Genomic DNA, 24,724 nt, shown 5'->3' with positions numbered 1-24,724 from the left:
GCTACCAGGTCTGGTCCAGGCCCAGGTGGCGCAGGGCCTCGTGGCGCAGCTCGGACAGGCGGGCGTGGCCGCGCTGGCGCGGGTAGGGCAGGTCCACATCGATCTCGGCCACGATGCGGGCGGGCCGCTGGCTGAAGACCAGCACGCGGTGGGCCAGGAAGAGGGCCTCTTCCACATCGTGGGTGACCAGCAGCACGGAAAAGCCTGCGCGCTGCCAGATCTTGAGGATCTCGCTTTGCATGGCCAGCCGCGTCAGCGAGTCGAGCTTGCCCAGCGGCTCGTCCAGGATCAGCAGGCGCGGGTCGTTGACCAGGGCGCGCGCCAGGGCCGCGCGCTGGGCCATGCCGCCCGACAACTGGTGGGGATGGCTGTCCGCGAAATCCTCCAGCCCGACCAGGCGCAGGGCCTCATCGATGCGGTGGGCCTGGCTGTCCAGCAGGCCGCGTGCCTGCAGGCCCAGGGCCACGTTGCCGCGCACCGTGCGCCAGGGAAACAGCGTGGGGTCCTGGAAGACGACGATGCGCGAGGGATCGGGCTCGGTGATGGCCGTGCCGTCCTGCGCCACGGCGCCGGCCGTGGGCGCGTCCAGCCCGGCCACCAGGCGCAGCAGCGTGGACTTGCCGCAGCCGCTGGGGCCCAGCAGGGCGACGAACTCGCCAGGCCGCACCTGCAGGCTGACCTCGTCGAGCACCTGCAGCGCGCCCTGCCCCTGGCCGAACCAGTGGCTGACGGCCTGCACATCGATGGCCGCGCCGGCTAGGGCCGCCCCGGCTAGGGCCGCCCCGGCGATGGCGGGCGTGGCTGCGGCGTTGGCGGCGTGTTCTGCGGCAATCACCATTTGACGGTTCCCTTCTGCCAAGACAGCGTGCGGTCGCGCACGGTGAACAGCAGCGTGATCAGGCCCGAGCACAGCACGGCCATGACCAGCAGCGCCGTGTACATGTTGGCGTAGGCTGCCCAGCCCTGGGCCCATTGCAGATACCAGCCCAGGCCGGCCTTCACGCCCATCATCTCGGCCGTGATCAGCACCGAGAACGAGGCGCCCAGCCCCATGAACAGGCCCACGAAGACCTGGGGCAGGGCGGCCGGGATGGCCACGCGCAGCACCAGGAACCAGGGCGATGCGCCCAGCGTGCGCGCCACGTCGTAGTAGCTCTTGCTGACCGAGGCCACGCCCGACCAGGTCAGCACGGCCACCGGAAAGAACGTGGCCAGCGCCACCAGGAACACGGCTGCCGAGTAGCTCGACGGCGCGAAGAAAAAGGCCAGCGGCAGCAGGGCCGAGGCCGGCACCGGCCCCAGGAAGCGCAGCAGCGGATGCACCCAGTAGCCCGCGATGCGCGACCAGCCTATCCACACGCCCGTGAGAAAGCCGATCACCGCGCCGAACACGATGCCGTTGAGCAGCAGCCGCAGCGAATACAGCGTGGACAGGCCCAGGCGCTGCCAGTCCTCGTGCACCACGTCGATCAGGCTTTGCGGTGGTGCGAAGAACGGCGGCGGCAGCGCGCCGAGCTTGGCCGTCAGCGTCTCCCACAGCGCCAGCAGCAGCGGCGCGGCCACCAGCCAGGCACCGGCCGGGCGCAGCCAGCGGTCGATGCGCCGTACGCGCCGTGCGCCTCGTACAGGCAGCACGGCCGATGCCAGCAGCAACAGGGCCACGACCAGGGCGGCAATGCCGAATTCCTGCGTGAACGCCCATTCGCTGAAGCCGATCTCCTTGTTGGGCCACAGCAGGGTCAGCATGCCCAGGCCGGCCCAGGCGGCGGCGGCCAGCAGGCCGGTGCGCCAGGGGCCGGGCTTGCGCGTGCCCTGCGCCTGTTCCCGCTCCAGGCCGGGTGCGGCATCCGTGGCGCCCAGGCGCCAGCGTGGTCTTGCGGTGCTCATGCGAGGACGTCCAGCGTGATGTGGCTGGCAAAGCGGCCAGGGTCGGTCTGCTTCTTGAGCACGCCGGCCGTGCGGAAGTCGGCCGCAAAGGCCTGGACCTCGTCGCGCAGCGGCTTGCCGTGCGGATGGTGCTTGAAGGTCAGCTCGGCCAGCAGGCGCTGCAGGTCCTCGACGGGCACCTTGGGCGAGTACCTGGCAAAGATCTTCGCCGTTTCGTTAGGGTTCTCTGCGATGTAGTCCGAGGCCTGGGTCAGCGCGCGCACCACGCTGGCCGCTGCGGGCTTGTTGGCCCGGGCGAACTTTGCGCCTGCGCCGATCACGCAGCAAATGCTTTCGGCGTACTCGTTCTTGGCGCTGTTGCCCAGTTCGAGGAAGGTGCCGGGGTTGCGCTTTTCGATCAGGTAGAGATTCGGGTCGCCGTCGGCAATGGCCTGGATCTCGCCCTTCTTGGCGGCCACATCGAGCAGGTCGGCCGGGTAGACGCGCCATTCGATATCCTTGTCCACATCCAGGCCGCGCTTGGCCAGGTGGATGGAATAGAACTGCTTGGCCGGGCTGTTGAGATCGGCCACGCCGATGGTCTTGCCCTTGAGCGTGCTGGGGTCCAGCGTGACGCCGGCCGACTTCAGGCCGACCAGGCGCAGGCAGCCGCCGTGCACGCTGCCGATGAGCTTGACATCCAGCCCCGCCTCCAGCGGCTTGATCCAGCGGTGGATCAGGCCCGCGCCCGCATCGGCCTTGCCCGTGGCCAGCGCCTCCAGCAACTGGTCGGCCGAGCCGCCCCAGTTCAGCAGTTCTACGTCCAGGCCGTTGCGCTCGAAGAAGCCGCGCTCCAGCGCCACGGGAATGGGCGAATGGCAGAAGCTGGCCTGGCTCCAGGCAAAGGTGATCTTCTGGCGCGGCTGCGCCCCGGCGCGGCCGCTGAACCAGGCGGCCGATCCCAGCGCGCCGGCTGCGGCGCCGGCGCGGATCAGGGCGCGGCGCGAGAGCGAGGGCTCGGTCGCCTCGGGAGCATCGAGCGCCCCGAAAGCACCGCAATCGGCGCCATGGGCGCAGCGGCTGTCCTGGGTCCTGTCGATCTCGGTCTGGGTCTTGCGGGTCATGGAACTCCCTCCAAAGCAGTTTCGGGACTGCCGATGCTGTCCGCTGAGTGCCGTGTTTCCAACGACGCAAAACGCGCATCCATATGTGCGTGGCAACTAGGAAGGGCGCGGCCCGGCGACATGCGCAAACCGAATAAGCGAACGCGTTTTTCTTCGTAGTGCGCAGGGCGCGGGCTTCGAATAATGGGCTGCATCGACCACTCATACGGAGTCCATGCATGACCTCAGCGACCGGCACCGAGTCCGCCCCGCACGACGCAGCCAGCGATGCGCTGTGGCAGCAGGACACCCAGGCCCTGCACGCCGGCTACCGGGGGCGAGAGCAGCAGCGCAGCGCGGCCGTGCCCATCTACCAGAGCACCTCCTTCGTGTTCGACAGCGCCCAGCACGGCGCCAACCTGTTCGGCCTGGTGGAGGAGGGCGATGTGTACTCGCGCACGGCCAACCCCACGCTGGCGGTGCTGGAGCAGCGCATTGCGGCTCTCGAAGGCGGCGTGGCCGCGCTGGCCCTGGCCTCGGGCATGGCCGCCATCGACGTGGCACTGGCCACGCTGGCCAGTGCGGGCGACCATGTGGTCGTGGCCTCGCAGCTGTATGGCGGCACGCACAACTTCATCGCCCATGTGCTGGCCTCGCGCGGCGTGCAGAGCACGGCCGTGGCCAAGGATGATTTCCAGGCGTTGCGCCGGGCGATAGGGCCGCGCACCAAGGCCGTGTTCGTGGAGTCCGTGGGCAATCCATCGGGCGGCATTGCCGACCTGCGCCAGCTGGCCGATATCAGCCATGCGGCCGGCGTGGCCCTGGTGGTGGACAACACCGTGGCTTCGCCGCTGCTGCTGCGGCCCTTCGACTGGGGCGCCGACATCGTCGTGCATTCGGCCACCAAGGCCATTGGCGGACACGGCAATGTGCTGGGCGGGCTGATTGTGGACAGCGGCCGCTTCGACTGGGTGGCGCACGCGGGGCGCTACCCGCAGTTCAGCGCGCCCGAGCCGGCCTACCAGGGCTTTGTCTTCACCGAGAAATTTCCCGACCGCGCCTTCATCGCGCGGGCCCGTGCCGTGCTGCTGCGCAACTGCGGCGCGGCGCTGGCGCCGCACAGCGCCTTCCTGCTGCTGCAGGGCCTGGAGACACTGGGCCTGCGCCAGGAGCGCGCCAGCCGCAACACGCTGGCCGTGATCGATTTCCTGCAGCGCCATCCGCTGGTGGAGCGCATACACCACGCCAGCCAGAGCGGCCACGCCGACCACGCGCTGGCCCTGCGCCAGCTGCGCGGCGGGCATGTGCCGGCGCTGCTGGGCTTCGAGCTGCGCGGCGGCCGGCCGGCGGCGCGCGCCTTCTATGACGCGCTGCGCCTGTTCCTGCGCCTGGTCAACATCGGCGACAGCAAGTCGCTGGCCGCCATTCCTGCCGAGACCACGCACAGCCTGCTCAGCGACGAGGAGCTGGCGCGCGTGGGCATTGCGCCCGGGCTGGTGCGCCTGTCCATCGGCATAGAGCACCCGCAGGACCTGCTGGCCGACCTGGAGCAGGCGCTGGAGCAGGCGCTGGAGCAGGCGCTGGAGCAGGCGCAGGGCCATGCGGTGTTGGCTGCCGAACGCGGACAAGACCGCGAACAAGACCACGAGCAAGACCGCGATCAGCGCCTGGCGGCCTGAGCGCCCCTTCCTTCCCACTTCCCTGGCAGCACAGCATGAGCACCTTGACAGCATCCACCCTCGAAGCGCCCGCCGCCACGGCGGCAACCCCGGCCCTGCCCGTCATCGACCTGCAGGCCCTGCGCGACCCGGCCACGCAGGCCCAGGCGCTGCGCCAGCTGGCGCGCACGGCACGCGACACCGGCTTCTTCTACCTGGAAGGGCACGGCATAGGCCGGCAGGCATGGCAGGGCATACAGCGGCGCGCGCGCGAATTCTTTGCGCTGCCGCTGGCGGACAAGCAGGCGCTGGCCATTGCCAACACGCGGCACTTCCGGGGCTATACGGCCGTGGGCATGGAGATCACGCGCCAGCGGCCCGACCAGCGCGAGCAGATCGACCTGGGCGAGGAGTCGCCCGAGATTCCCGCAGGCCCCGGCGTGCCGGACTGGAAGGGGCTGCAAGGCCCCAACCAGTGGCCGCAGGCCCTGCCCGGGTTCCGCGAGGAGGTGCTGGCCTGGCAGGCGGCAGCGCATGGCGTGGCGCTGGAGCTGCTGCGCCACTTCGTGGCCGCGCTGCAGCTGCCCGAGGGCGCGCTGGACGCCCTGGTCAGCGGCCTGCCTGCGCACCGCATCAAGATCATCCACTACCCGGGCAGCGAGTTGGGCGCAGCAGGCCAGGGCGTGGGCGCGCACAAGGACGGCGGCCTGCTGACCCTGCTGCTGCAGGACGAGGTGGGCGGGCTGCAGGTGGAGACGCCGGCCGGCTGGGTCGATGTGCCGCCGCGCGACGGGGCCTTCGTCATCAACATCGGCGAGATGCTGGAGCTGGCCACCAACGGCTATCTGCGCGCCAACGTGCATCGCGTGCTGGTGCCGCGCGCGGGCGTGCAGCGCTACTCCATCGCCTACTTCCTGGCGCCGCGCCTGGACCTGGGCCAGGTGCCGCTGCTGACCCTGCCGCCCGAGCTGGCCGTGCTGGCCACGGGGCCGCAGAGCGACCCGGACAACCCGCTGTTCAGCCATGTGGGCGAGAACGCGCTCAAGGGCCGCGTGCGCTCCCACCTGGATGTGGCCCAGCGCTTCTATCCCGAGCATTTCGCCCGCCTGCAGGCCCAGGCCCGCGCGGCCGGCCGTGAGCTGCACCCTGGTGCCTATTGATTCTTGAAAGGACTGTGCGATGGACAAGCGAGTATTTCTGCGGGGACTGGCGGCGGGGGCCTCGGTGGCGGCGATGTCAGGCGCCATCCGGGCAGCGCAGGCCGGCCCGCTGCGCGTGGGCGTGCGCGGCGGCGTGGACGAGGAAATCTGGGAAGTGGTGACCCGCGTGGCACGCGAGCAGGGTCTGCAGGTCAAGCCCGTGGTCATCAGCGGCGCGGCCAGCCCCAACGAGGCGCTGAACAACGGCGACATCGAGGCCAACTCCTTCCAGCATGTGCCGTTCCTGCGCGACCAGAACCAGCAGCGCGGCTACCGGCTGGTGGCGGCGGGCGACACCTACATCTCGCCCATCGCCTTCTATTCGAAAAAGCACAAACGCCTGGCCGACCTGCCCGCTGGCGCGCGCCTGGGCATTCCCAACGATCCCAGCAACCAGACGCGTGCGCTGGTGGTGCTGCAGGACCAGGGCATCCTGAAGCTGCGCGAGGGCTTCGACCCCTTCAAGGGCACGGCGGGCCTGGCCGACGTCGCCAGCTACCAGAAGAAGGTGCAGCTGGTGGAGGCGGCCTCGGTGGTGCTGGCGCGCTCGCTGGACGATCTCGATGCCTCGGCCATCGTCAACAGCTTTGCCTACCAGGCGGGGCTGATCGCCACGCGCGATGGCATTGCCGTCGAAAGGCGCGAGCGCAATCCCTACGTGAACATCATTGCCGTGCACGAGCGCGACCGCGCTGCACCCTGGGTCGCGGCCCTGCTGCGCGCCTACCAGTCCGAGCCCGTGCGCCAGTTCATCGTGAGCAGGTACCAGGGCTCGGTGCTGCCGGCCTTCTGAGGCGTGTAAGGCAATGAAGGTGGAACAGGCGGCGGCCGGCGAGCCCCATGCAATCGATGCGCTGCAGCGGCCGCACATCGTCTTCGAGGGCGTGCGCAAGCACTACCCGGGAACGGGCAGGGGCGCGGGAAGGAGCGCGGGCGAGCCCGTGCACGCACTGCAGGCGCTGAGCTTCGAGGTGGCGCGTGCCGAGGTGTTCGGCATCATCGGCCGCAGCGGCGCCGGCAAATCCACGCTGCTGCGCACCATCAATGCGCTGGAGCGGCCCAGCAGCGGCCGCGTGCTGGTGGACGGCACCGATGTCGCCACGCTGGACGAGGACGCGCTGGTGGCGCTGCGCCGGCGCATCGGCATGATCTTCCAGCACTTCAACCTCCTGTCCTCGCGCACGGTGTACGAGAACGTGGCCCTGCCGCTGCAGGCCGCGGGCTGGCGGCCCGCGCTCGTGCGCGCGCGGGTGGACGAGCTGCTGGCCCTGGTGGGGCTGGCGGACAAGAGCGGCGCCTATCCGGCCCAGCTCTCGGGCGGGCAAAAGCAGCGCGTGGGCATTGCGCGCGCGCTGGTGCACGAGCCCGAAATCCTGCTGTGCGACGAGGCCACCTCGGCCCTGGACCCCGAGACCACGCAGTCCATCCTGGAGCTGCTGCGCGAGATCAACCGCAAGCTGCGGCTGACCATCGTGCTCATCACGCACGACATGGCCGTGATCCGCGAGGTCTGCGACCGCGTGCTGGTGCTGGACCAGGGCCGGCTGCAGGAGATCGGCGAGGTCTGGCAGCTGTTTGCGGCACCGCGCTCGGAGGCGGCGCGTGCGCTGCTGCGGCCGCTGCGGCAGGCCTTGGCGGCGGACCTGGAACTGGTGGCAGCGGCCGATGGCCCGGAGGCCGTCGCCGTGCTGGCCATCGGATGGGCCGACGGCGGCAGCCAGCAGGGCCTGCCGCTGGCGCAGCTCCAGGTGCTGGGCCCGCGTGCCCGCTTGCTGCAGGGCGGGCTGGACTGCATGCGCGGGCGTTCGCAGGGCCGCCTGCTGGTGGGCGTGCCGGTGCAGGATCTGCCGTCGGCACCCCCGCCGCTTTCACCGCTTTCACCGCTCTCGCCGGCCGCGCTGTCTTCCCTTCAACAGGCGCTGGGCGCCGATTCACTGCAACTGCTTGGCCATGTCCCTGCCCCCGCTCGATAAATACCTGCAGGCCTTTCTGGAAACCCTGCTGATGGCGGGCGCGTCCTCGCTGATCGCCATCGTTGCCGGGCTGGCGCTGGCCATCGTGCTGCACACCACGGCGCCGGGCGGGCTCTACGCCAGGCCGCGGCTGTACCGGGGGCTGTCGGCGGCGGTGAACATCGGCCGGGCCATTCCCTTCATCATCCTGCTGGTGGCCCTGCTGCCGGTGACGCGCGCCATCGTGGGCACCACGCTGGGCACCTGGGCGGCGGTGGTGCCGCTGTCGGCCAACCTGATTCCGTTCTTTGCGCGCATCGCCCAGGTCAGCCTGGGCGAGGTGGACGGCGGCCTGGTGGAGGCGGCGCGCGCCATGGGCCTGCGCCGCCCGCAGATCGTGCGCCAGGTGCTGCTGCCCGAGGCGCTGCCGGGCCTGATCGGCGGCATGACCGTGAGCGTCATCGCCATGGTCAATGCCTCGGCCATGGCGGGCGCCGTGGGGGCGGGCGGCCTGGGCGACCTAGCCATCCGCTACGGCTACGAGCGCTATGAGACGCGCGTGATGTTCGAGGTCATCGTCATCCTGGTGGCCCTGGTGTCGGTGCTGCAGTTCGGCGGCGAATGGCTGGCGCGCCGTGCCGACCACCGGCGTTCGATCTCTTGAGATGATTTGGAAATAACAGACTGAATTTTTATTATTTTTGGTTTTTTCGACTTGTCTCGACAATGGCCTGCAGCAGCATTCGGGCTGCTGATTCTTTTCCGAGATGCTTCGATGACCCACACCACACGCCCCGCCTGGCCTTCCCCTCTTGCCGGCCGCACTGCCATGAAGCCTGGCGTGGCCATCGTCTGTGGCGTCCACCATGTCCAGCTGTCCTTCCCGGCGCGCGCCCAGGCGGCCATGGAGCGCTTTTATGGCGAAGTGCTGGGCCTGTCTGCCCTGACCGTTGCCGGGCGTCCGGGCCTGAGCTTTCTGGCCGGCGGGCAGCGCATCGATCTGGTGCCCTACAAGGGGCAGTCCGGCGGCACCGAGCGCGCGGCGGGCAACCTGGTGCACCTGGCGCTGACGGTCAGCGACGTGGATGCGCTGCGCCAGCAGTTGCTGGTGCACGGCGGCCTGGCGCTGGAGGTGGCGCCCGTGAGCGAGGGCCGGCGCTGCTATGCGCGAGACCCCGCAGGCAATCTGATCGAGCTGCTGGAGCTGCCCCGCGAGGCAGCGGCCGATGCCCCGGACGAGCCGGCCGTGGCCTGTTCGGCCTGAAGCCTCTCGCCGTCCCCCTCTCTCTTCCCTTCCTGCTTTTGCCTTCCACAGGCCCGGGCCGCACTGGCCCCGGGCGGAGCCTTGCCCATGAACTTCCAGCAACTGCGCTATGTGCGCGAAACCGTGCGCCGCGGCTACAGCCTGACCGAGGTGGCCCACACGCTGCACACCTCCCAGCCTGGCGTGAGCCGTCAGATCCGCGAGCTGGAGGAAGAGCTGGGCGTGGAGATCTTCATCCGCGCAGGCAAGCGGCTGACCGGGCTGACGCCGCCCGGCGAGGCGCTGCTGCCCATCGTCGAGCGCCTGATGCTGGAGGCCGACAACCTGCGCCGCGTGGGCGCCGACTTCAGCGCCAGCGAGCAGGGGCGGCTGTCGATTGCCGCCACCCACTCGCAGGCCCGCTATGCGCTGCCCCATGTGGTGCGCGACTTCCGCCAGCGCTATCCGCAGGTGCGCCTGCACCTGCACCAGGGCTCGCCCGAGCAGGTGGCGCAGATGCTGCGCAGCGGCGAGGCCGACATCGGCGTGGCCACCGAGGCGCTGGCCGGCTATGAAGGCCTGGTCGCGCTGCCCTGCTACCGCTGGACGCACGGCGTGGTCGTGCCGCCCGGCCACCCGCTGCTGCAGTCGCAGCAGGCGCTGACGCTGGAGGCGCTGTCGCGCTTTCCCATCATCACCTACGAGCAGGGCTATACGGGCCGCGCCCACATCGACGAGGCCTTTGCGCGCGAGGGCCTGGAGCCCGACGTGGTGCTCACGGCCATGGACGCCGACGTGATCAAGACCTATGTGGAGCTGGACATGGGCGTGGGCATCGTCGCCTCGGTGGCGCTGGATGCCGAGCGCGACCAGGGCCTGCGCACGCTGGACGCCGGCCACCTGTTCGAGGTCAACACCACGCGGCTGGGCCTGCGCAAGGGCGCCTGGCTGCGCGGCTATGCCTATGCCTTCATCGAGACCTTCGTGCCCACGCTGACGCGCGAGGTGGTCGAGCAGGCCGTGCGCCAGGGCGTGGAGCCCGAGTAGGCAGACGAAGGGGGCCGGCCTCAGCCCGGCTCGCGCGCCATCTCCAGCAGGGTGTCGCCGGTCACGCGGTAGCGGATCCACTCGGTCTGGGGCAGGGCGCCCAGGCGGTCGTAGAACTCGATGGAGGGCAGGTTCCAGTCGAGCACGCTCCACTCGAAGCGGCCGCAGTCCTTCTCGACGGCGATCTGCGCCAGGCGGCGCAGCAGCGCCGTGCCCGCGCCCAGGCCGCGCGCCTCGGGCGTGACGTAGAGGTCTTCGAGGTACAGGCCGTGGCGGCCCTGCCAGGTCGAGTAATTGAAGAAGTAGACCGCAAAGCCCACGGGCTGGTCGCCATGCAGGCAGATCAGGCCGAAGACGGCGGGGTTGTCGGCAAACAGGGTGCGCTTCACATGCTCTGGCGTGGCCAGGACTTCATGCTCGGCTTTTTCATAGACGGCGAGTTCGCGCACGAAGCGGACGATGAGCTCGGCGTCATCGGGGGTGGCGGGTCGGATCTGTAGGGTGGTAGTCATTCAATCGCGGGGGAACACGGGAAGCCCGGAAAAACGGTATTGCGGCGCAAGATGGCGCCGCAATCTCCGGTTTTAGCCGATTTTCACGCCCGTGTCCGCCAGGGGCTGTTGCACCGGAAGGGGCAGGAACTGGCGCAGGATCTGGAAGTGGTCCTCGAAGAACGCGCTTTCCATGGCGGGCAGGTCGCAGACGGCCACCCAGCGCGCCAGTGCCGCATCGTCGCCGCCCTGCACGGGCGGCAGCGAGGGCAGCACGCCCAGGTCCAGGTAATGCACATGGGTGATGGTGCGCCCGCGCAGGCTGCGGTCGGGGTGGTCGAAGACCTGCACGGACTGCAGGGCCGCCTGCAGGTCGGCCTCGCTGAGCGTGGAGCAGGTCTCCTCGCGCAGCTCGCGCAGGCAGGACTGCCACAGCGTGTCGCGCGGCTCCAGGAAGCCGCCCGGCAGCGCCCACAGGCCCAGGCCCGGGGCATGGGCGCGGCGTATCAGCAGGATGTGGTCCTGTTGCGCGCCTTCGTGCGGCACGCGGCAGCGCAGCAGCGCATCCACGGTCACGAAGACGGGCGGGTAGGGCGCCGCAGCCCAGGCCTTGCGGTACCGGGCCAGCATGCGCCATTCCTCGCACATCTGCGCATGGACGGGCGTGGTGGCCCATTGGCGCAGGAACTGCAGGGTGGCGGGCGGCACCTGGGCGGCCAGGGCCTCGAAGTCCACGCCGGATTCGCCGAAGTAGATGTCGCGCAGCGGCGTGGCGTCGAACTGGCCCAGGCGCGGCAGGCTGATCAGCTGCCAGCGCGGAAAGCGCGCCAGGTAGCCGCTGGTCGCGTCCTTGAAATGGCCGACCAGGGCCACGCTGGCGCCTTCGGGCACGCAGGACTGCACGGCCTGCTGCACGGCCTGTACCCACAGCGGCTCGTTGTAGTAGTCGCGCACGGGCACGCAGTGCAGGCGGGCCGCGTCCGCGGGCGGCAGCGCCTCGCGCAGCATCTGCGCGCGCTCCTGCCAGCTGAAGGGATTCTTGGGATTGGGCGCCTGCCAGGCGCTGCCCAGCACGACGACGATCTGCTCGGCACGCTCCAGCGCCGCGCGCAGCAGGGCCATGTGGCCGTTGTGCAGCGGCTGGAAGCGCCCGATCAGCACGGCGGTGTGCACGCGCTCGCTGGTGGCCGGGGTTTCGGTGGGGGCGTCCATGGCGGCAGTCTCTTGCATAAACAGGCTCGGTGGCTTCACTCTGGCTTCATTCGTAGTGGGCGGCAATTGGCATCTGGCGGCCGGTGCCGAAGGCGCGCGGGCGCACGCGCAGTATGGGCGGGGCCTGGCGGCGCTTGTACTCGCTGCGGAAGATCATGCGCTTGACGCGGTCAACCAGCTCGGCCCCGCCGGGCTGGCCCAGCAGCTGGGTCACAAAGCGCTCGGCCGTGCCGTATTCGGCGGTGGACAGGTGCCGGCCTTCGATGGCGTATTTGAGGATTTCGTCCAGCACCGCATAGGGCGGCAGGCTGTCCTCGTCCTTCTGGTCGGGTGCCAGCTCGGCCGAGGGCGGCTTGTCGATGATGGCCTGGGGAATCAGCTCTCGGCCCGCACTGTGGTTGATGTGGCGCGACAGCTCGAAGACCTCGGTCTTGTACAGATCGCCCAGCAGGCCCAGGCCGCCGTTGGTGTCGCCATACAGCGTGCAGTAGCCCACCGAGATCTCGGACTTGTTGCCCGTGGTCAGCAGCAGGTGGCCGAAGGCGTTGGAGTACTCCATCAGCGTGGTGCCGCGGATGCGTGCCTGCAGGTTCTCCAGCGGCAGGCCTCGCAGCGGCTGGCCGAAGCTGGCCTCGAACTGGCGCGCATAGCCGTCAACCAGTTCGCGTATCGGGTGCTCATGCAGCGTGATGCCCAGGTTGCGGCACAGGATCACCGAGTCATCGACCGAGCCGCTCGACGAAAAGCGCGAGGGCATGGTGACGGCCACCACGTTGTCCGCGCCCAGGGCCTCGGCCGCCAGGGCCAGGGTCAGCGCGCTGTCGATGCCGCCCGAGCTGCCGACCACGGCGCGCGTGAAGCCGCAGCGGCGCGCATAGTCGCGCAGGCCCAGCACGATCTGGCGGCGGTAGAACTCCATGGTGGGCAGGCCTGCGGCCGGCACGCTCGTGCAGGGCTGGCCGGCCGCGTCGAGGAAGCGTCCGTCGCCGAACTGCAGCGTGCGCAGGTCCTCCACGAAGCGATCGGCCTCGAAGACCACGCCGCGCCCGGGCTCCACCGCGAAGGAGGCACCGTCGAACACGATCTGGTCCTGGCCGCCGATCTGGTTCACGTAGAGGATGGGCAGGCCGTGGCGCGTGGCCGCCTGGCCGAAGATCTCGTGGCGCTGCTCGCGCTTGCCCAGGTGGCTGGGGCTGGCGTTGATGCTGACCACCAGGTCGGGCGCGGCGTCGGCCATGCGCGCGAAGGGGTTGGTGGCGTAGTCGGCACCGGCGTCGTTCCAGCCGTCCTCGCACACCAGAAAGCCCACCTGGGCCTGGCCTATGCGCAGCACCTTGGCCGCGTCGGGGCCGGGCTCGAAGTGGCGGCGTTCGTCGAAGATGTTGTAGGTCGGCAGCAGCTGCTTGTCGTAGCGCAGGCGCACGGCGCCGTCCTTGAGCACCAGCAGGCTGTTGTGCAGCGGCTTGCCCGGCCCGCTGGCGCGCGTGGGCGCGCCGATGACCCAGTGCAATTGCGGCCACTGGCGCGTGGCCTGCAGCAGCTGCTGCAAGCCTTGCTCCAGGCGCTCGCGAAAGGCGGGCTCGTCCAGCAGGTCGCCAGGGTAGTAGCCGCACAGCGACAGCTCGGGAAAGACCAGCAGGTCGGCCTGCGCGTGCGCGGCGCGGGCAGCGGCCTCGGCCATGCGGGCCACGTTGCCGGCGATGTCGCCGACGGTGGGGTTGAGTTGGGCAATGGTGATGCGCAGCATGAATGGAGCCTTGGCGGTGTCAGGCGGTGTCGGGCGGTGTCAGACGGCGACAGGCTGGGCCAGGCCGAAGACCTGGCGCAGATAGGCCAGATAGGTTTCGTCGTTGCACAGCGTCTTGCCCGGCGAGTCCGAGATCTTGGCCACGGGCTGGCCGTTGGCATGGGTGAGCTTCATCACGATGTTGATGGTCTCCAGCCCCATGTCGTTGGTCAGCCGCGTGCCGATGCCGAAGCCCAGCTGTATGCGGTCGGCAAAGCGCTGGTACAGGGCCAGGGCCGTGTCCAGGTCCAGCCCGTCGGAGAACACCAGGCGCTTGGCCTGCGGGTCTATGCGCAGCTTCTGGTAGTGGGCGATGGCCTTCTCGCCCCAGGCATACGGGTCGCCCGAGTCGTGCCGCAGCCCGTCGAAGAGCTTGGCGAAATACATGTCGAAATCGGCCAGGAAGGCATCCATGCCCACGGTGTCGGTCAGGGCCACGCCCAGGTCGCCCCGGTACTCCTGCACCCAGTCCTCCAGCGCGGCGATCTGGAAGTCGCGCAGGCGCACGCCCTGGGCCTGGTAGCTCTGCAGGTACTCATGGGCCATGGTGCCTATGGGCACGATGCCGAAGTCGCGCGCCAGCAGCACGTTGGACGTGCCCTTGAACCACTGCGCCGTCTGCGTGGCAAAGGCCTGGACCACCTCGCGCTGCCAGGCGCCCGAGAAGCGCCGGCGCACGCCGAAGTCGAACAGCTCGAAGGGATTGCGCAGCCTGGCCTCGCAGGCCAGGTGGCGCAGGCGCTCGATCTTGCCGGCCAGGCGCCTGCGGCCTTCGGCCAGCGCCGCCTCGGCGTCGAAGCGCCGGAAATACAGCTCGTTGACGATGGCCAGCACATAGATCTCGAAGCCCATCACATGGACCTGGGGGCCCTTGGCCTCGATGTGCAGGGTGTCGCCATCGGCCCAGGCACGGATGAAGGCGCGCTGGAACTGGAAGATGCGCAGAAAGTCGATGAAGTCGCTCTTCATGAAGCGCAGCCCGCCCAGGTAGGCCAGGTCTTCGGGCGTGAAGCGCAGCGCGCACAGGGCGTCCAGCTCGCGCTCCACCTCGGGCAGCAGCTCGGCCAGCGGGAAGGCCGTCTTCGTGCGGCAGACGAATTCGTATTCGGCCTCGGTCTGGGGATTGCGGTGCAGCATGGCCTGCCACATCGTGAATTTGTAGAGATCGGTGTCGAGCAGGCTGGTGATGATGGGAGCCATGGTGCGATGCTGGGGAAACAGGAAAGGGGGCTGCGCGCGTGAAGGCGGTCCGCCCCTACAGGTGGAGTTCTTGGCTGGAGGCCAGCCGCAATCCGCGGGCCTGCATGGCTGCAAGGAAATCATGGTGCGCGGACTCGAAGCCCGGCACCGGGCTCATGGCGTCGTGCATCAGCACGATGCGCTCAGGATGGGGAAGGTGCTCGACCAGATGCTCGACCGTGGAGCGCACGCAGTGACTGCTCGCCTCGCCCGCGACCACCAGCATGTCTGCCTGGGCCAGCCGCTCCAGCAAGGCCGTATTCAGCAAGGTCGCCGGATCGGCAGGGTCCGGCACCTCGGCCAGCAGCGCGCTGTAGTGCTCGGTCCAGGGATTGAGCCCCTTGAAAACGTTGTACACGGCGCGCTGGCGCTGCTGCTGCCAGTCGCCGCAGGCCGCCAGCACATCGGCATGGATACCGTGGCCCCAGCTGCCCACCTCGCAGTGCACGGGCCAGACCATCAGCGTGTAGCGGCTATTGGCTTCGAGTGCATCCAGATAGTCCAGGCTGCGCTGCAGCGCCTCGGCGTTGCGCGGCCGGAACACCCCCGCCCGCACCTGCGCCGCCGTGATCGCGGTGAACGGCGCCACATCGCCGCTGTCGTCGCCATTGCCCTGTTGCCAGAAAGCCGGATGGGCGATGTCGTAGCGCTGGTGCGAGTCCAGCGTCACCGTGATGGCGTCCACCTTCGCCCCCTCGCGCCGTATCCAATCGGCCAGCCGCTGCATGTCGGCATGGGCACCCGGCACGGGAAGGCTGGGACGTTGCCCGCCAGGACACCAGTCCTCAGGCAGATCGCAGAAGTCGTTCTGGGGGTCTATGACCAGGAGCTGGGTGGTGGAAGATGGCATATATGAAGGTGCACGCAAGCAACAGTGCGTGGTCGGTGCATCAGGTCAATGCTTCAGTGTAGTGCTGCAGGAGCGTCGCCTGTCACCAAGGCTTGATCCTTCCGCTTCTGCAGGGGCTGTGAAATACGGCGCCACATCCCTGTCAAGGCCAGGGCGAAACGAGAGGGGGAAGCGACTTCGGAACATGATGCGGAACCTACAATGGGAGGTTTTACGTATTTCGTTGGCGGCTTGGCCTGTTTCAGACCGCCATTGCGCTGTTTTCAGGCGTGCCCTGCATCAACCGAATGGGTTCATTCGGTAGCTTTTGATTATCAATATGGCATCCCTTCAGGTAACAACGACTTTCATGGGCATAGGGTTGGCCGCGCTGATCCTGTACCTGATCCGGCGCGACCATCTCTACCTCATGCACGGCCTGTTCTGGGTGGTCGTTGCCGTGGCTGCCGTCGTGCTGGGCGTCTGGCCCGGGATGATCAACCGCCTGGCAGCGGTGCTGGGCATCAGCTATCCACCGGCCATGCTGCTGCTGCTGGCCAGCATCGTCCTGCTCATCAAGGCCTTGCATGCCGACATGGTCAACACCCGCATCGAGCGTGATGTACGGCGGCTCAATCAGCGGCTCGCGATGCTCGAGGCGGATGCTGCGGACCTCCTCCGGGCCCCGTCCGAACCCCCGACCCCATGATATCCGCCCTGCTTCCCGTCATCTTGTGCGGCGGCTCCGGTACCCGCCTGTGGCCTCTTTCGCGCGAAGCCTATCCCAAGCAGTTTCTTGCAGTGAAAGGGACGGGCATTTCTCTGTTGCAGGACACCGTCAGGCGGCTCGACGGTCTGGCACCCCACATTCCAAGGGCCTCGCCGATCGTGGTGTGCAATAGCGAGCATCGATTCTTGGCGGCCCAGCAATTGCAGGAGGCTGGGTTCCATGGGGCCAGGGTCGTGCTGGAGCCCGTGGGGCGCAATACGGCGCCCGCACTGACACTCGCCGCCCTGGTAGCCGATGCCGACGATGTTCTGCTTGCCATGCCGGCCGACCATGTCATCCGTGACCTGGAGCGGCTGCACCACGCCCTGAACACTGCCTGGCAACTGGCTCGGCAGGGGTCTATGGTGACTTTCGGTGTCGTGGCGGATCGACCGGAGACAGGGTATGGCTATATCCAGAAGTCCCTGGCAGTGGAAGGTTTCGACGCTTTTGCCATCCGGCGCTTCGAAGAGAAGCCCGGTCTGGATGTGGCCCGGGCATATCTGGAAAGTGGAAATTACCTGTGGAACAGCGGGTTGTTCATGGTCAGGGCAGGACAATGGCTCAAGGCCATGGCCGCGTTGCAGCCGCAGATGCTGCGGGCATGCCAGACTGCCGTCGAGCACAGCAGCCGCGATCTGGACTTCATCCGACCTCAAAGCGAGGCTTTTAGCGATTGCCCTTCCGACTCGATCGACTATGCAGTCATGGAGCATCTGCCGGGCCGCCTGGACTTGGGAATCCCAGCCCATGTGGTGCCCCTGGATGCAGACTGGTCCGACCTCGGCGCCTGGGACGCCTTGTGGGAGGTGCTGCCTCACGATGCCCGAGGCAATGCCCATGCCGGTCAGACCCTGGCGATTGATACCCAAAACAGCTTGTTGTTCTCGGAGACCTGCCTTGTCGCCACGGTGGGCCTGGACAACATCATCGTGGTTGAAACGGCCGATGCCGTCTTGGTGGCGGACAAACGCCGAGCACAGGATGTCAAGAAAGTCGTTGCCGAATTGAAGGCGCAAAACCGCCAGATGGCTTCATCGCATCGCAAGGTGCACCGCCCTTGGGGCTGGTACGACCGCATCGATGGTGGTGAGCGATTCCAGGTGAAGCGCATCGTCGTCAACCCCGGCGCCAGCCTGAGTCTGCAGATGCACCAGCATCGGGCAGAGCACTGGGTCGTGGTCAAGGGCGTGGCCGAGGTCACGCATGGCGAGCGCAGCTTTCAACTGCGTGAAAACGAATCCACCTACATCCCCGTACGGCATCTCCATCGATTGAGAAATCCAGGTCTGGAGCCATTGGAAATCATTGAAGTGCAGTCCGGTGATTATCTGGGCGAGGATGACATCGTGCGTTTCGATGATGTCTATGGCCGGGGCTGACGACCATCGAAATGGATGGCCGGAGATTGATGAAGAATAATACAAAGGATATCGGATGAATCCTCATGCTGCTCGATCGGTGTCGCCGCTGGAGCTACTTAAATCTATTGCCGTCAATCGCAGCTTGATATTCAGCTTGATAGAGAGGGATATATTTGGCCGCTATCGAGGTGCAACGCTGGGCTTGTTGTGGTCTTTCTTCAACCCGCTGCTGATGTTGATCGTCTATACGTTCGTGTTCAGCGTGGTTTTCAAGGCGCGCTGGTCTGGGGGGACTGACTCGAAAACGGAATTTGCAATGATTCTGTTTTCTGGCTTGATGGTTTTCAATATATTTTCCGAATGCATAGGGCGTGCGCCATTGCTGGTCGTCAACAACGTCAATTATGTCAAGAAAATAATTTTTCCGCTTGAAGTGCTGCCTCTCGTTGCACTGGGTACTGCACTTTTTCATTTTATTATCAGTGCATCTGTCTGGATGGCTTTTTATCTCATATTTTTCGGAACTCCTCCGCTGAGCATGCTGTATCTGCCAATCATTCTTCTTCCTTTGATTCTTCTGATTATGGGTTTTTCGTGGATACTGGCATCGTTGAGTGTCTATCTGCGTGATATCGTGCATGTCGTGGGGGTGATCACCACGGTGATAATGTTCCTGTCCCCTGTTTTCTACCCGGTTTCCACGCTGCCTGAAAAATATCAGGCCATCGTCCGTTTGAATCCGCTTGCAGATATTTTGGAGCAGGCTCGGGGTGCAATGATCTGGGGTCGTGGGGTTGATTGGTTGAATTGGTCATTGCAAATGTGTGTCGCAGCCGCGATTGCCTGGGCCGGATTTGCCTGGTTTCAGAAGATGCGGAAAGGTTTTGCCGATGTCATCTGATATTGCGATCAAGGTTGATGGGCTGAGCAAGTGCTATCAAATCTATGACCAGCCTCGTGACAGGTTGAAGCAAATAGTCCTCCCCAGGCTGCAGAAAATTGCAGGAATGCCGCAGAGGAATTACTATCGCGAATTCTGGGCTCTCAGGGACATTGATTTTGAAGTCAGGAAGGGCGAGGCGTTCGGTATTGTTGGGCGCAATGGCGGTGGAAAAAGCACGCTGCTTCAAATTATTACAGGAACGCTTGATCCGACGCAGGGCAATGTTGAAACATTCGGACGGGTTGCAGCACTGCTTGAGCTTGGATCAGGGTTCAACCCAGAGTTCACGGGCCGAGAAAATGTGTATTTGAATGCCCTGATGCTGGGAATGAGCCGTGACGAGGTCAATGTACGGTTCGATAGTATTGCGGCATTTGCGGATATAGGCGGATTTCTTGATCAGCCGGTCAAAACCTACTCCAGCGGGATGCTGGTGCGCCTGGCTTTCGCCGTTCAAGTGCAGCTTGAGCCAGATATTCTGATTGTCGATGAGGCGCTTGCTGTAGGGGACGCACTTTTCCAAAAGCGCTGCTTTCGTCGTATCGAGAAACTGCGCGCAGATGGCGTTACCTTGCTCTTTGTTTCACATGATCAGGAGGCAGTGCGAACGCTGACGGAACGGGCAATCCTGCTAAAAAGAGGTACATGTGTCTCTTCTGGCGCTTCATCCCAGGTGCTGCTGGATTACAGAAGGCTGATGCATGAGGAAGAGTCTGCCTACTTCATCCAGGCCATGAAAGATATTCAGCTGAAGACTTCCAGGGTGGGGGCGGATTCCATTGATTCATCATCTGGTGCGTTTCTTTCGGAAAGTGGAGTTGAGCATGGATCCCCGTCTGGGCCAACAGATGATCTGTCGTTTGGAGATGGTGGCGTCGAGATATTGACAACGACACTGTTTGATAGCGATGGAAATCCGGGGAGCGTGTTCTATCCGGGAGATCTTATTCGTATTCGGATGGAGTGCCTTTCCAGAATTGAAGCAACGAATCTGAATGTTGCCGTAAGGGTTCGCAATCGTGAGGGGATAAAGATATATTCTTGGGGGACCTTGAATCAAGATATGCGGATCATGGCAAGCGGCTCGGATGAGCTGATATTTTGGAGTAGAAGATTCAACGCTGATGAAAAGTTTATCGTATGGCTGGAATTTGATTGCCGATTAGGGACGAATCTTTATGAAATCCAGGCAGCGATATCTCATGAAGAGAGTCCGGACTATGGGGCGCAGCGGATTCTCCATTGGAAGGACGAGGCTGCTTTCTTTCAGGTGTTGATGCGTAAGAATGAGTATTTTTTTGGTGGACTGACAGATTTGTGCATGAAGGCGAGGTGGGATGATGCAGAACAAGAATGAACTTGACTACAAGACTCTCTATGATGGCTATTGGCAGCGTTCTGATCGAGTCGGCGAGCGCAGCAGTGATCTGAAAAAAACAGCTCGATTGATTGCAGAAACCTGTGGATATGGATCTGCCATTGATATCGGTTGTGGAGAGGGATATCTGATTGAAGAGCTTCTTTCGCTGGATATCGATGTGGTAGGCATGGATATTTCATCTGTGGTGGTGGAGCGTGCAAATGCACGATGGAAGAATCGATTCTTCGAAGGTTCGGTCCTGTCGATTCCATTTCCTGATGAACATTTCAATGCTGTTGTTTCGACAGATTGTCTTGAACACCTGGCTCCGGAAGATGTTCCGGCAGCGCTGCGTGAGATGTATCGTGTTTCTTCGCGATATGTTTTCCTGCAGATAGCAACCACACCAGACCGTGATGGCCATTGGCATCTGACAATCGAGGGGCGCGCCTGGTGGGAGGATCGGTGTTTCGAGGCGGGATTCCGCAAGCATCCTCTTTATTATTACGTCAACGATTACGAAGCGCTTAATAAGGATGGGTGGCAGGTATTCGTCATTCTGGAAAAAATACCGGCCAAGGCACTAGTGGAGTTCGATCTTTCCGTGCTTGAAGAAGAAAAAATGCTTCACAATGACATGCTGCGGGTGACTGGAAGAAGATCCGATGCCCACTGCATTCGCTATTACAAGGCATGCGATTTCATCCGCCCTGGAGACCAGGTCCTTGATGTGGCATGTGGTTTGGGTTATGGGAGCCATATTCTCTATAACGTATCCAAAGCCAGATCAGTCATTGGCGTGGACCTCAGTGATTTCGGAATTGCCTATGCGCAAGCCAACTATGGGCAGCAGGGGAGGGTGGAGTTCAGGTGCGGCGATGCCCAGGCGCTGAGCTCCATTCCTGACAATAGCATTGACTTTATTGCTGCTTTCGAGACGATCGAGCATGTTCCAGAACCGATGGCATACCTTCGGGAATTGAAGCGCGTGCTCAAACCTTCAGGAAGGGTCATGGTCTGTGCTCCAAACAACTGGGTTGATGAAACCGGCAAGGACCCCAATCCGCATCATTTTCATGTCTATACCTGGGATCGCCTGGTTGCTGAGGTAGGGCAGCTCTTTCTGCTGGAGCAAGGGTTCCTGCAAACAGCAGGAGGTGCGCTTAAATGTCCAAATGGAAGCCGCAAGTGGGTCAATGTTCCGGCCGATGTAACACCTGAGCAAGAGTCTGAGTGGGTGCTTTTGCTGGGGATGGCTGATCCTCTTGAGGGTAAAGGCATTCCATACGAAGAAACAGCATGGAGATTACCAGAAGATCCAGGTTTCAATGTAGCAGCCTTTGCTCGTGACTATCAGAATCCCTGGCTGTTGAAGGGGATGGTAACGATCGGCATGCGCATGGGCTCCAAGGAGCGACTTGCAGACATGCAAGAACGTGTCCTGGCCTCTTACGATCCTGAGTCGGTGGATTATGGTGCGGCGTTGTGTGGTCGAATCTATTTTCATATCGAGCAGCCAGAGACGCCAGAAACCGCGGTCAAGGCTCTTGAGGAGGATGTGCGCAGATATGCCTCAATTTCGCTGCCGACGGCCCATCATATTCGTTGGCAAGTATCTTTGTTGTTCGCCGCAGGGGAGTTAGCCCGAAAGCAGGGTCGAACTGGCGATGCATCTTTCTTTTATTCGGAATGCGCCAAGATAGATGTATTGCCCTACAGCCCGATACTTGGAAACAAGACATTGGATGCATTGTTCTGTCTGGCAAGATTTGCTCTCCAAAAACGTGATCTGCCTGCTGCAAAACAGTATCTGTTGCGCTCGATCGACGAGTGCCAGCGCCTCTCATCCGGATCATGGGTAAACATCACAGGCGAACAGTTGGGGCCTTTGCCATTCGGTCTGGCAGAGATGTCTCAACTTTTTGACAAGGCAGCCCGAGCTGCATATCTCCTGTCTGCGCTGGACAAGGCAGATCTGTCGCCACACTTGCTCTTCAGGGAATCAACTGGTTTTTTTGAGCGACAGATCATTACAAGAATTGGGGTAATGAATACTATGAATATTCCAATCGACTTTTGAGTGACCGCAAGAAGTTCGAGGTCGAGAGGATGGCCGGTGTATTCAACCTGCGAACGGCGGAAGGGGGCAAGGAAGGAGGGTTGGAGCGGGTCGTTAAAAATACACTATGGCGCTATAGCCAGTTTGCTGAAGTCAGGTCTGAGCTGGGTTTGGGGGGCGCCATTCGGCATACATTTGGGTTTTTGCGGGATAAGCTGTCTATTTCCCTCGCAAGTAGGCCCGAGCCACATGTCAAGCCTCCGGAGGGGAAGGCTCCGTCTGAGGCATCGATTGGATTCGTGAATCTTGATTCGGTCAAGGCGTGTCCAGCCGGCTCGACGCCGCAGGTGATAATGCTTGTCGATGCATTTCATGATGGTGGTGTCGAGCGAGTCGTGATTGACCTGTGTCTGAATTTTCGTCAGGCCGGAATTCAATGCAAGATTCTGGTGGCAAAGGATGGCGGGCGAAGTGCTGCAGAAGCGAGATCGCACGGCATCGACGTCATGGAACTGCACCAGAACACAGAAGCTCTGAGATCAGCCCTTGCCAAGTCCGTCAATGCGGTAGCTATTACCCATCATTGCTACTTTTCTCTGGATTCATTCCGAGAAGCTGGCATTCCCGTGCTTGAAGTGATTCACAATGCATATTATTGGCAAAGAGGCAACAGGTCTATTGCGGATATGCGGAGAAATGATATTTGTCATTTCATTGCAGTATCCGGATTTGTTGCAAAATTCTCCACGGAGGAGTTGGGCATCGATGCTGCAAGGTTATCGCTCATAAACAATGGACTGAATAATCTGGATTTGATTCGGCCGCCTTTGGATTTGCTGCGAAAAAACAGGCTGGAGACAAGAAGTGCTCCTGTGTTGTTGCATATTGCAAATCTTCACCCGCAGAAGAACCATAGGCTGATTGTGAAATCGTTTGCCCGGATAAAGCAAAAATATCCAGATGCACGACTTGTGATGGCGGGATCCATGGATGGTTATCCGGATATTTTCTCAAAATTGAATGAAGACATCGAGCGATTGGGGGTTTCCGGGTCTGTGACGCTTGCTGGCGCATTGTCCAGGCGTGATCTGTCCAAGCTGATGGCATCGACCCATGTTGGCATTCTTCCTTCCGTCTTGGAAGGCTTTAGCATCGCCACGCTTGAATTGTCCTTCTTTGGCCTTCCCGCAATTCTGTCCGCGACAGGTGCCGCGCAGGAGTTGCAGGAGGCTTATGGGCACGTTCATATCGCACAGGCCTGTGCGCTTTCCCAGAAGGAGCTTGATGTCAGGAATGTGGACGTATTCCTGACAGCGATGCCCGACTCTGTGGTCGATTCGCTTACTGAAGCCACATTGAAGGTATTGGATGAATACCCTGAGTATCTGGGGAAGGCCCTGAATGCTGCCGAACAATTTGCCGAATACTCGATCGACAGCACAGTTGGGAAGTACATTAGCCTGCTGCAATCGATGAGAAAATCTCGTGAATATGTTTGAAGATATAGAGATCGCAATAGTCGCTCCATTTCCATCGAGAAAGAGGGTGAAAGAGGGCTGGATGAGCCGGATTGGCGCTGTGGACGAAATTATCAAGCAGCGTGCACGACTCTATATACATATATCGCACAACAATTCCCCGGAAGCCAGTTTTTCCAAGGTGGAAGAGAACGCGTGGGAGATCTGCATTTCACCAGGCAGTCCCGACTACACGGGGGTCTTGGACAGTATTTATGAGTCGGTGAATACTGTATATATACATACCATTCACCTTGCCGAGTTCATTGTGCCATGGTTGGACTCCGGGAAGTGCATTGTTGATTTTCATGGAATCGTTCCGGAAGAGGAGGCGATGCTTGGGCGTCCTGAACTGGTAGAAAAATACGAAGCCATTGAGCAGGATGTTCTCCGAAAGGCAAAAGCCTGCGTGATGGTGACACGGGCAATGCAAAAGCACTATCGGGAGAAGTATCCGCTGATCAATCCAAAGGTGATTGTCTTGCCGATTGTTGAGGAAATGCATTTTCCAGCCAACGTGGGTGATCCCAAGGGCGAAAGTGAACTACCCGTCCGGGTTGTATATGCAGGAGGTATACAGGTTTGGCAGAATGTAGATGCCATGCTGGAGCTTGCTGCTGTGGCTCATGGCTTGGCTGATTTTCAATTTCTTTCACAGGATTGGAAGACTATCGAGAAAGACGCAAAAAAGAAGCCGCTGCCAAAGAACCCGAAATTCAGATTTTGCCCAAAGGAAAATTTGGTGCAGGAGTATATGAATCATGACTTTGGTCTGGTGCTCCGTGATGACTCCGCTGTGAATAGGGTGGCCTGCCCAACCAAACTCTACGAGTATATGGAGGTTGGCTTGATCCCCATCGTTCGCTCTCCCATGCTGGGGGATTTTCTCGAATTGGGGTATGCGTATGTGACAGAGAATGAGTTCGAGTCGGGATTTTTTCCAGATAGAGTCTCCAGGGAAATGATGCAAAAAAAGAACAAGCAAGTGGTGCGGGCAATGAGGGAGATGTTTCTGGCCGGTGCTTCCGATCTTCGCTCCCGATTGGCTGCCTAGATCAGGCTGAATACTTTTATCTGGCAGGAGGAA

At 63.1% G+C, this 24,724-nt stretch carries 22 protein-coding genes; 14 read left to right on the top strand and 8 right to left on the bottom strand.

The window, feature by feature from the left end; translation table 11 throughout:
• Window position 1: 1 nt before the first annotated feature.
• Genes AC5I49_RS28135 through AC5I49_RS28125 form a run of 3 tightly spaced genes read right to left on the bottom strand, consistent with a single transcriptional unit; the run spans window position 2 to window position 2,990 of the window.
• The gene (locus AC5I49_RS28135) at window positions 2–838 is read right to left on the bottom strand and encodes an ABC transporter ATP-binding protein (protein ID WP_012207417.1); all 837 of its coding nucleotides are present in this window, start codon (window positions 836–838) and stop codon (window positions 2–4) included.
• Window positions 832–1,887: an ABC transporter permease gene (locus AC5I49_RS28130; protein WP_495790201.1), complete on the bottom strand. Its 1,056-nt coding sequence runs from the start codon at window positions 1,885–1,887 to the stop codon at window positions 832–834. Before AC5I49_RS28130 ends, AC5I49_RS28135 begins: the two co-directional genes overlap by 7 nt.
• A complete protein-coding gene (locus AC5I49_RS28125; RefSeq protein ID WP_016450925.1) occupies window positions 1,884–2,990 on the bottom strand; it encodes an ABC transporter substrate-binding protein in 1,107 nt (368 codons plus the stop codon). The genes AC5I49_RS28130 and AC5I49_RS28125 overlap by 4 nt, the downstream gene beginning before the upstream one ends.
• A gap of 218 nt (window positions 2,991–3,208) precedes the next feature.
• Between AC5I49_RS28125 and AC5I49_RS28120 the strand changes: the two genes are divergently transcribed.
• From AC5I49_RS28120 to AC5I49_RS28090, 7 genes are all read left to right on the top strand, one after another.
• Entirely contained in the window at window positions 3,209–4,648 is a 1,440-nt protein-coding gene (locus AC5I49_RS28120; RefSeq protein ID WP_495790200.1) for an O-acetylhomoserine aminocarboxypropyltransferase/cysteine synthase family protein, read from the top strand.
• Between the two features lie 35 nt (window positions 4,649–4,683).
• Window positions 4,684–5,787 (top strand): isopenicillin N synthase family dioxygenase, encoded by a 1,104-nt coding sequence (locus AC5I49_RS28115; protein ID WP_495790199.1) that lies wholly within the window; start codon window positions 4,684–4,686, stop codon window positions 5,785–5,787.
• 19 nt (window positions 5,788–5,806) lie between these two features.
• Window positions 5,807–6,619, top strand: coding sequence for a MetQ/NlpA family ABC transporter substrate-binding protein (locus tag AC5I49_RS28110; RefSeq protein WP_279993029.1), 813 nt, complete (start codon window positions 5,807–5,809; stop codon window positions 6,617–6,619).
• A gap of 13 nt (window positions 6,620–6,632) precedes the next feature.
• The gene (locus AC5I49_RS28105; protein ID WP_133073912.1) at window positions 6,633–7,799 is read left to right on the top strand and encodes a methionine ABC transporter ATP-binding protein; all 1,167 of its coding nucleotides are present in this window, start codon (window positions 6,633–6,635) and stop codon (window positions 7,797–7,799) included.
• Window positions 7,777–8,442, top strand: coding sequence for a methionine ABC transporter permease (locus tag AC5I49_RS28100; protein WP_013800725.1), 666 nt, complete (start codon window positions 7,777–7,779; stop codon window positions 8,440–8,442). The genes AC5I49_RS28105 and AC5I49_RS28100 overlap by 23 nt, the downstream gene beginning before the upstream one ends.
• 111 nt (window positions 8,443–8,553) lie before the next feature.
• On the top strand, window positions 8,554–9,042 hold the full coding sequence (locus AC5I49_RS28095) for a VOC family protein (protein ID WP_012207409.1): 489 nt from the start codon (window positions 8,554–8,556) through the stop codon (window positions 9,040–9,042).
• Window positions 9,043–9,129: 87 nt separating this feature from the next.
• On the top strand, window positions 9,130–10,068 hold the full coding sequence (locus AC5I49_RS28090; RefSeq protein ID WP_013800726.1) for a CysB family HTH-type transcriptional regulator: 939 nt from the start codon (window positions 9,130–9,132) through the stop codon (window positions 10,066–10,068).
• Between the two features lie 20 nt (window positions 10,069–10,088).
• Here AC5I49_RS28090 and AC5I49_RS28085 read toward each other — a convergent pair whose 3' ends face one another.
• The 5 genes from AC5I49_RS28085 to AC5I49_RS28065 form a co-directional block, all read right to left on the bottom strand.
• Window positions 10,089–10,580, bottom strand: a complete 492-nt coding sequence (locus AC5I49_RS28085) for a GNAT family N-acetyltransferase (RefSeq protein WP_012207407.1) — start codon at window positions 10,578–10,580, stop codon at window positions 10,089–10,091.
• A 72-nt stretch (window positions 10,581–10,652) separates the two neighbouring features.
• Window positions 10,653–11,771: a bifunctional nicotinamide-nucleotide adenylyltransferase/Nudix hydroxylase gene (locus tag AC5I49_RS28080; protein WP_495790198.1), complete on the bottom strand. Its 1,119-nt coding sequence runs from the start codon at window positions 11,769–11,771 to the stop codon at window positions 10,653–10,655.
• Window positions 11,772–11,817: 46 nt separating this feature from the next.
• Window positions 11,818–13,518: an NAD+ synthase gene (locus AC5I49_RS28075; RefSeq protein ID WP_209799752.1), complete on the bottom strand. Its 1,701-nt coding sequence runs from the start codon at window positions 13,516–13,518 to the stop codon at window positions 11,818–11,820.
• 39 nt (window positions 13,519–13,557) lie between these two features.
• A complete protein-coding gene (pncB, locus tag AC5I49_RS28070) occupies window positions 13,558–14,757 on the bottom strand; it encodes a nicotinate phosphoribosyltransferase (protein ID WP_012207404.1) in 1,200 nt (399 codons plus the stop codon).
• Window positions 14,758–14,812: 55 nt separating this feature from the next.
• Window positions 14,813–15,646 (bottom strand): cysteine hydrolase family protein, encoded by an 834-nt coding sequence (locus tag AC5I49_RS28065; RefSeq protein WP_495790197.1) that lies wholly within the window; start codon window positions 15,644–15,646, stop codon window positions 14,813–14,815.
• A gap of 319 nt (window positions 15,647–15,965) precedes the next feature.
• On the opposite strand from AC5I49_RS28065, the gene AC5I49_RS28060 reads away from it, so the two are divergent.
• From AC5I49_RS28060 to AC5I49_RS28030, 7 genes are read left to right on the top strand one after another with little or no spacing between them, the layout of a single operon-like run.
• Window positions 15,966–16,334 carry a DUF2304 domain-containing protein gene (locus AC5I49_RS28060; RefSeq protein ID WP_047326747.1) on the top strand — a complete coding sequence of 123 codons (369 nt, stop codon included), beginning with the start codon at window positions 15,966–15,968 and terminating at the stop codon, window positions 16,332–16,334.
• Window positions 16,331–17,776: a mannose-1-phosphate guanylyltransferase/mannose-6-phosphate isomerase gene (locus AC5I49_RS28055; protein ID WP_047326494.1), complete on the top strand. Its 1,446-nt coding sequence runs from the start codon at window positions 16,331–16,333 to the stop codon at window positions 17,774–17,776. Before AC5I49_RS28060 ends, AC5I49_RS28055 begins: the two co-directional genes overlap by 4 nt.
• 55 nt (window positions 17,777–17,831) lie before the next feature.
• Complete coding sequence (locus tag AC5I49_RS28050) at window positions 17,832–18,659, top strand: ABC transporter permease (protein WP_047326495.1); 828 nt, start codon at window positions 17,832–17,834, stop codon at window positions 18,657–18,659.
• On the top strand, window positions 18,649–20,058 hold the full coding sequence (locus tag AC5I49_RS28045; protein ID WP_310044572.1) for an ABC transporter ATP-binding protein: 1,410 nt from the start codon (window positions 18,649–18,651) through the stop codon (window positions 20,056–20,058). The genes AC5I49_RS28050 and AC5I49_RS28045 overlap by 11 nt, the downstream gene beginning before the upstream one ends.
• Window positions 20,039–22,141, top strand: a complete 2,103-nt coding sequence (locus AC5I49_RS28040; RefSeq protein WP_495790196.1) for a methyltransferase domain-containing protein — start codon at window positions 20,039–20,041, stop codon at window positions 22,139–22,141. The genes AC5I49_RS28045 and AC5I49_RS28040 overlap by 20 nt, the downstream gene beginning before the upstream one ends.
• Complete coding sequence (locus tag AC5I49_RS28035; RefSeq protein WP_495790195.1) at window positions 22,138–23,619, top strand: glycosyltransferase family 4 protein; 1,482 nt, start codon at window positions 22,138–22,140, stop codon at window positions 23,617–23,619. Before AC5I49_RS28040 ends, AC5I49_RS28035 begins: the two co-directional genes overlap by 4 nt.
• Complete coding sequence (locus tag AC5I49_RS28030) at window positions 23,606–24,691, top strand: glycosyltransferase family protein (RefSeq protein ID WP_152683531.1); 1,086 nt, start codon at window positions 23,606–23,608, stop codon at window positions 24,689–24,691. The genes AC5I49_RS28035 and AC5I49_RS28030 overlap by 14 nt, the downstream gene beginning before the upstream one ends.
• Window positions 24,692–24,724 lie beyond the last annotated feature (33 nt).

It is taken from the genome of Delftia sp. (genome assembly GCF_059499305.1).
This window is presented reverse-complemented; position numbering and strand designations above follow the sequence as displayed.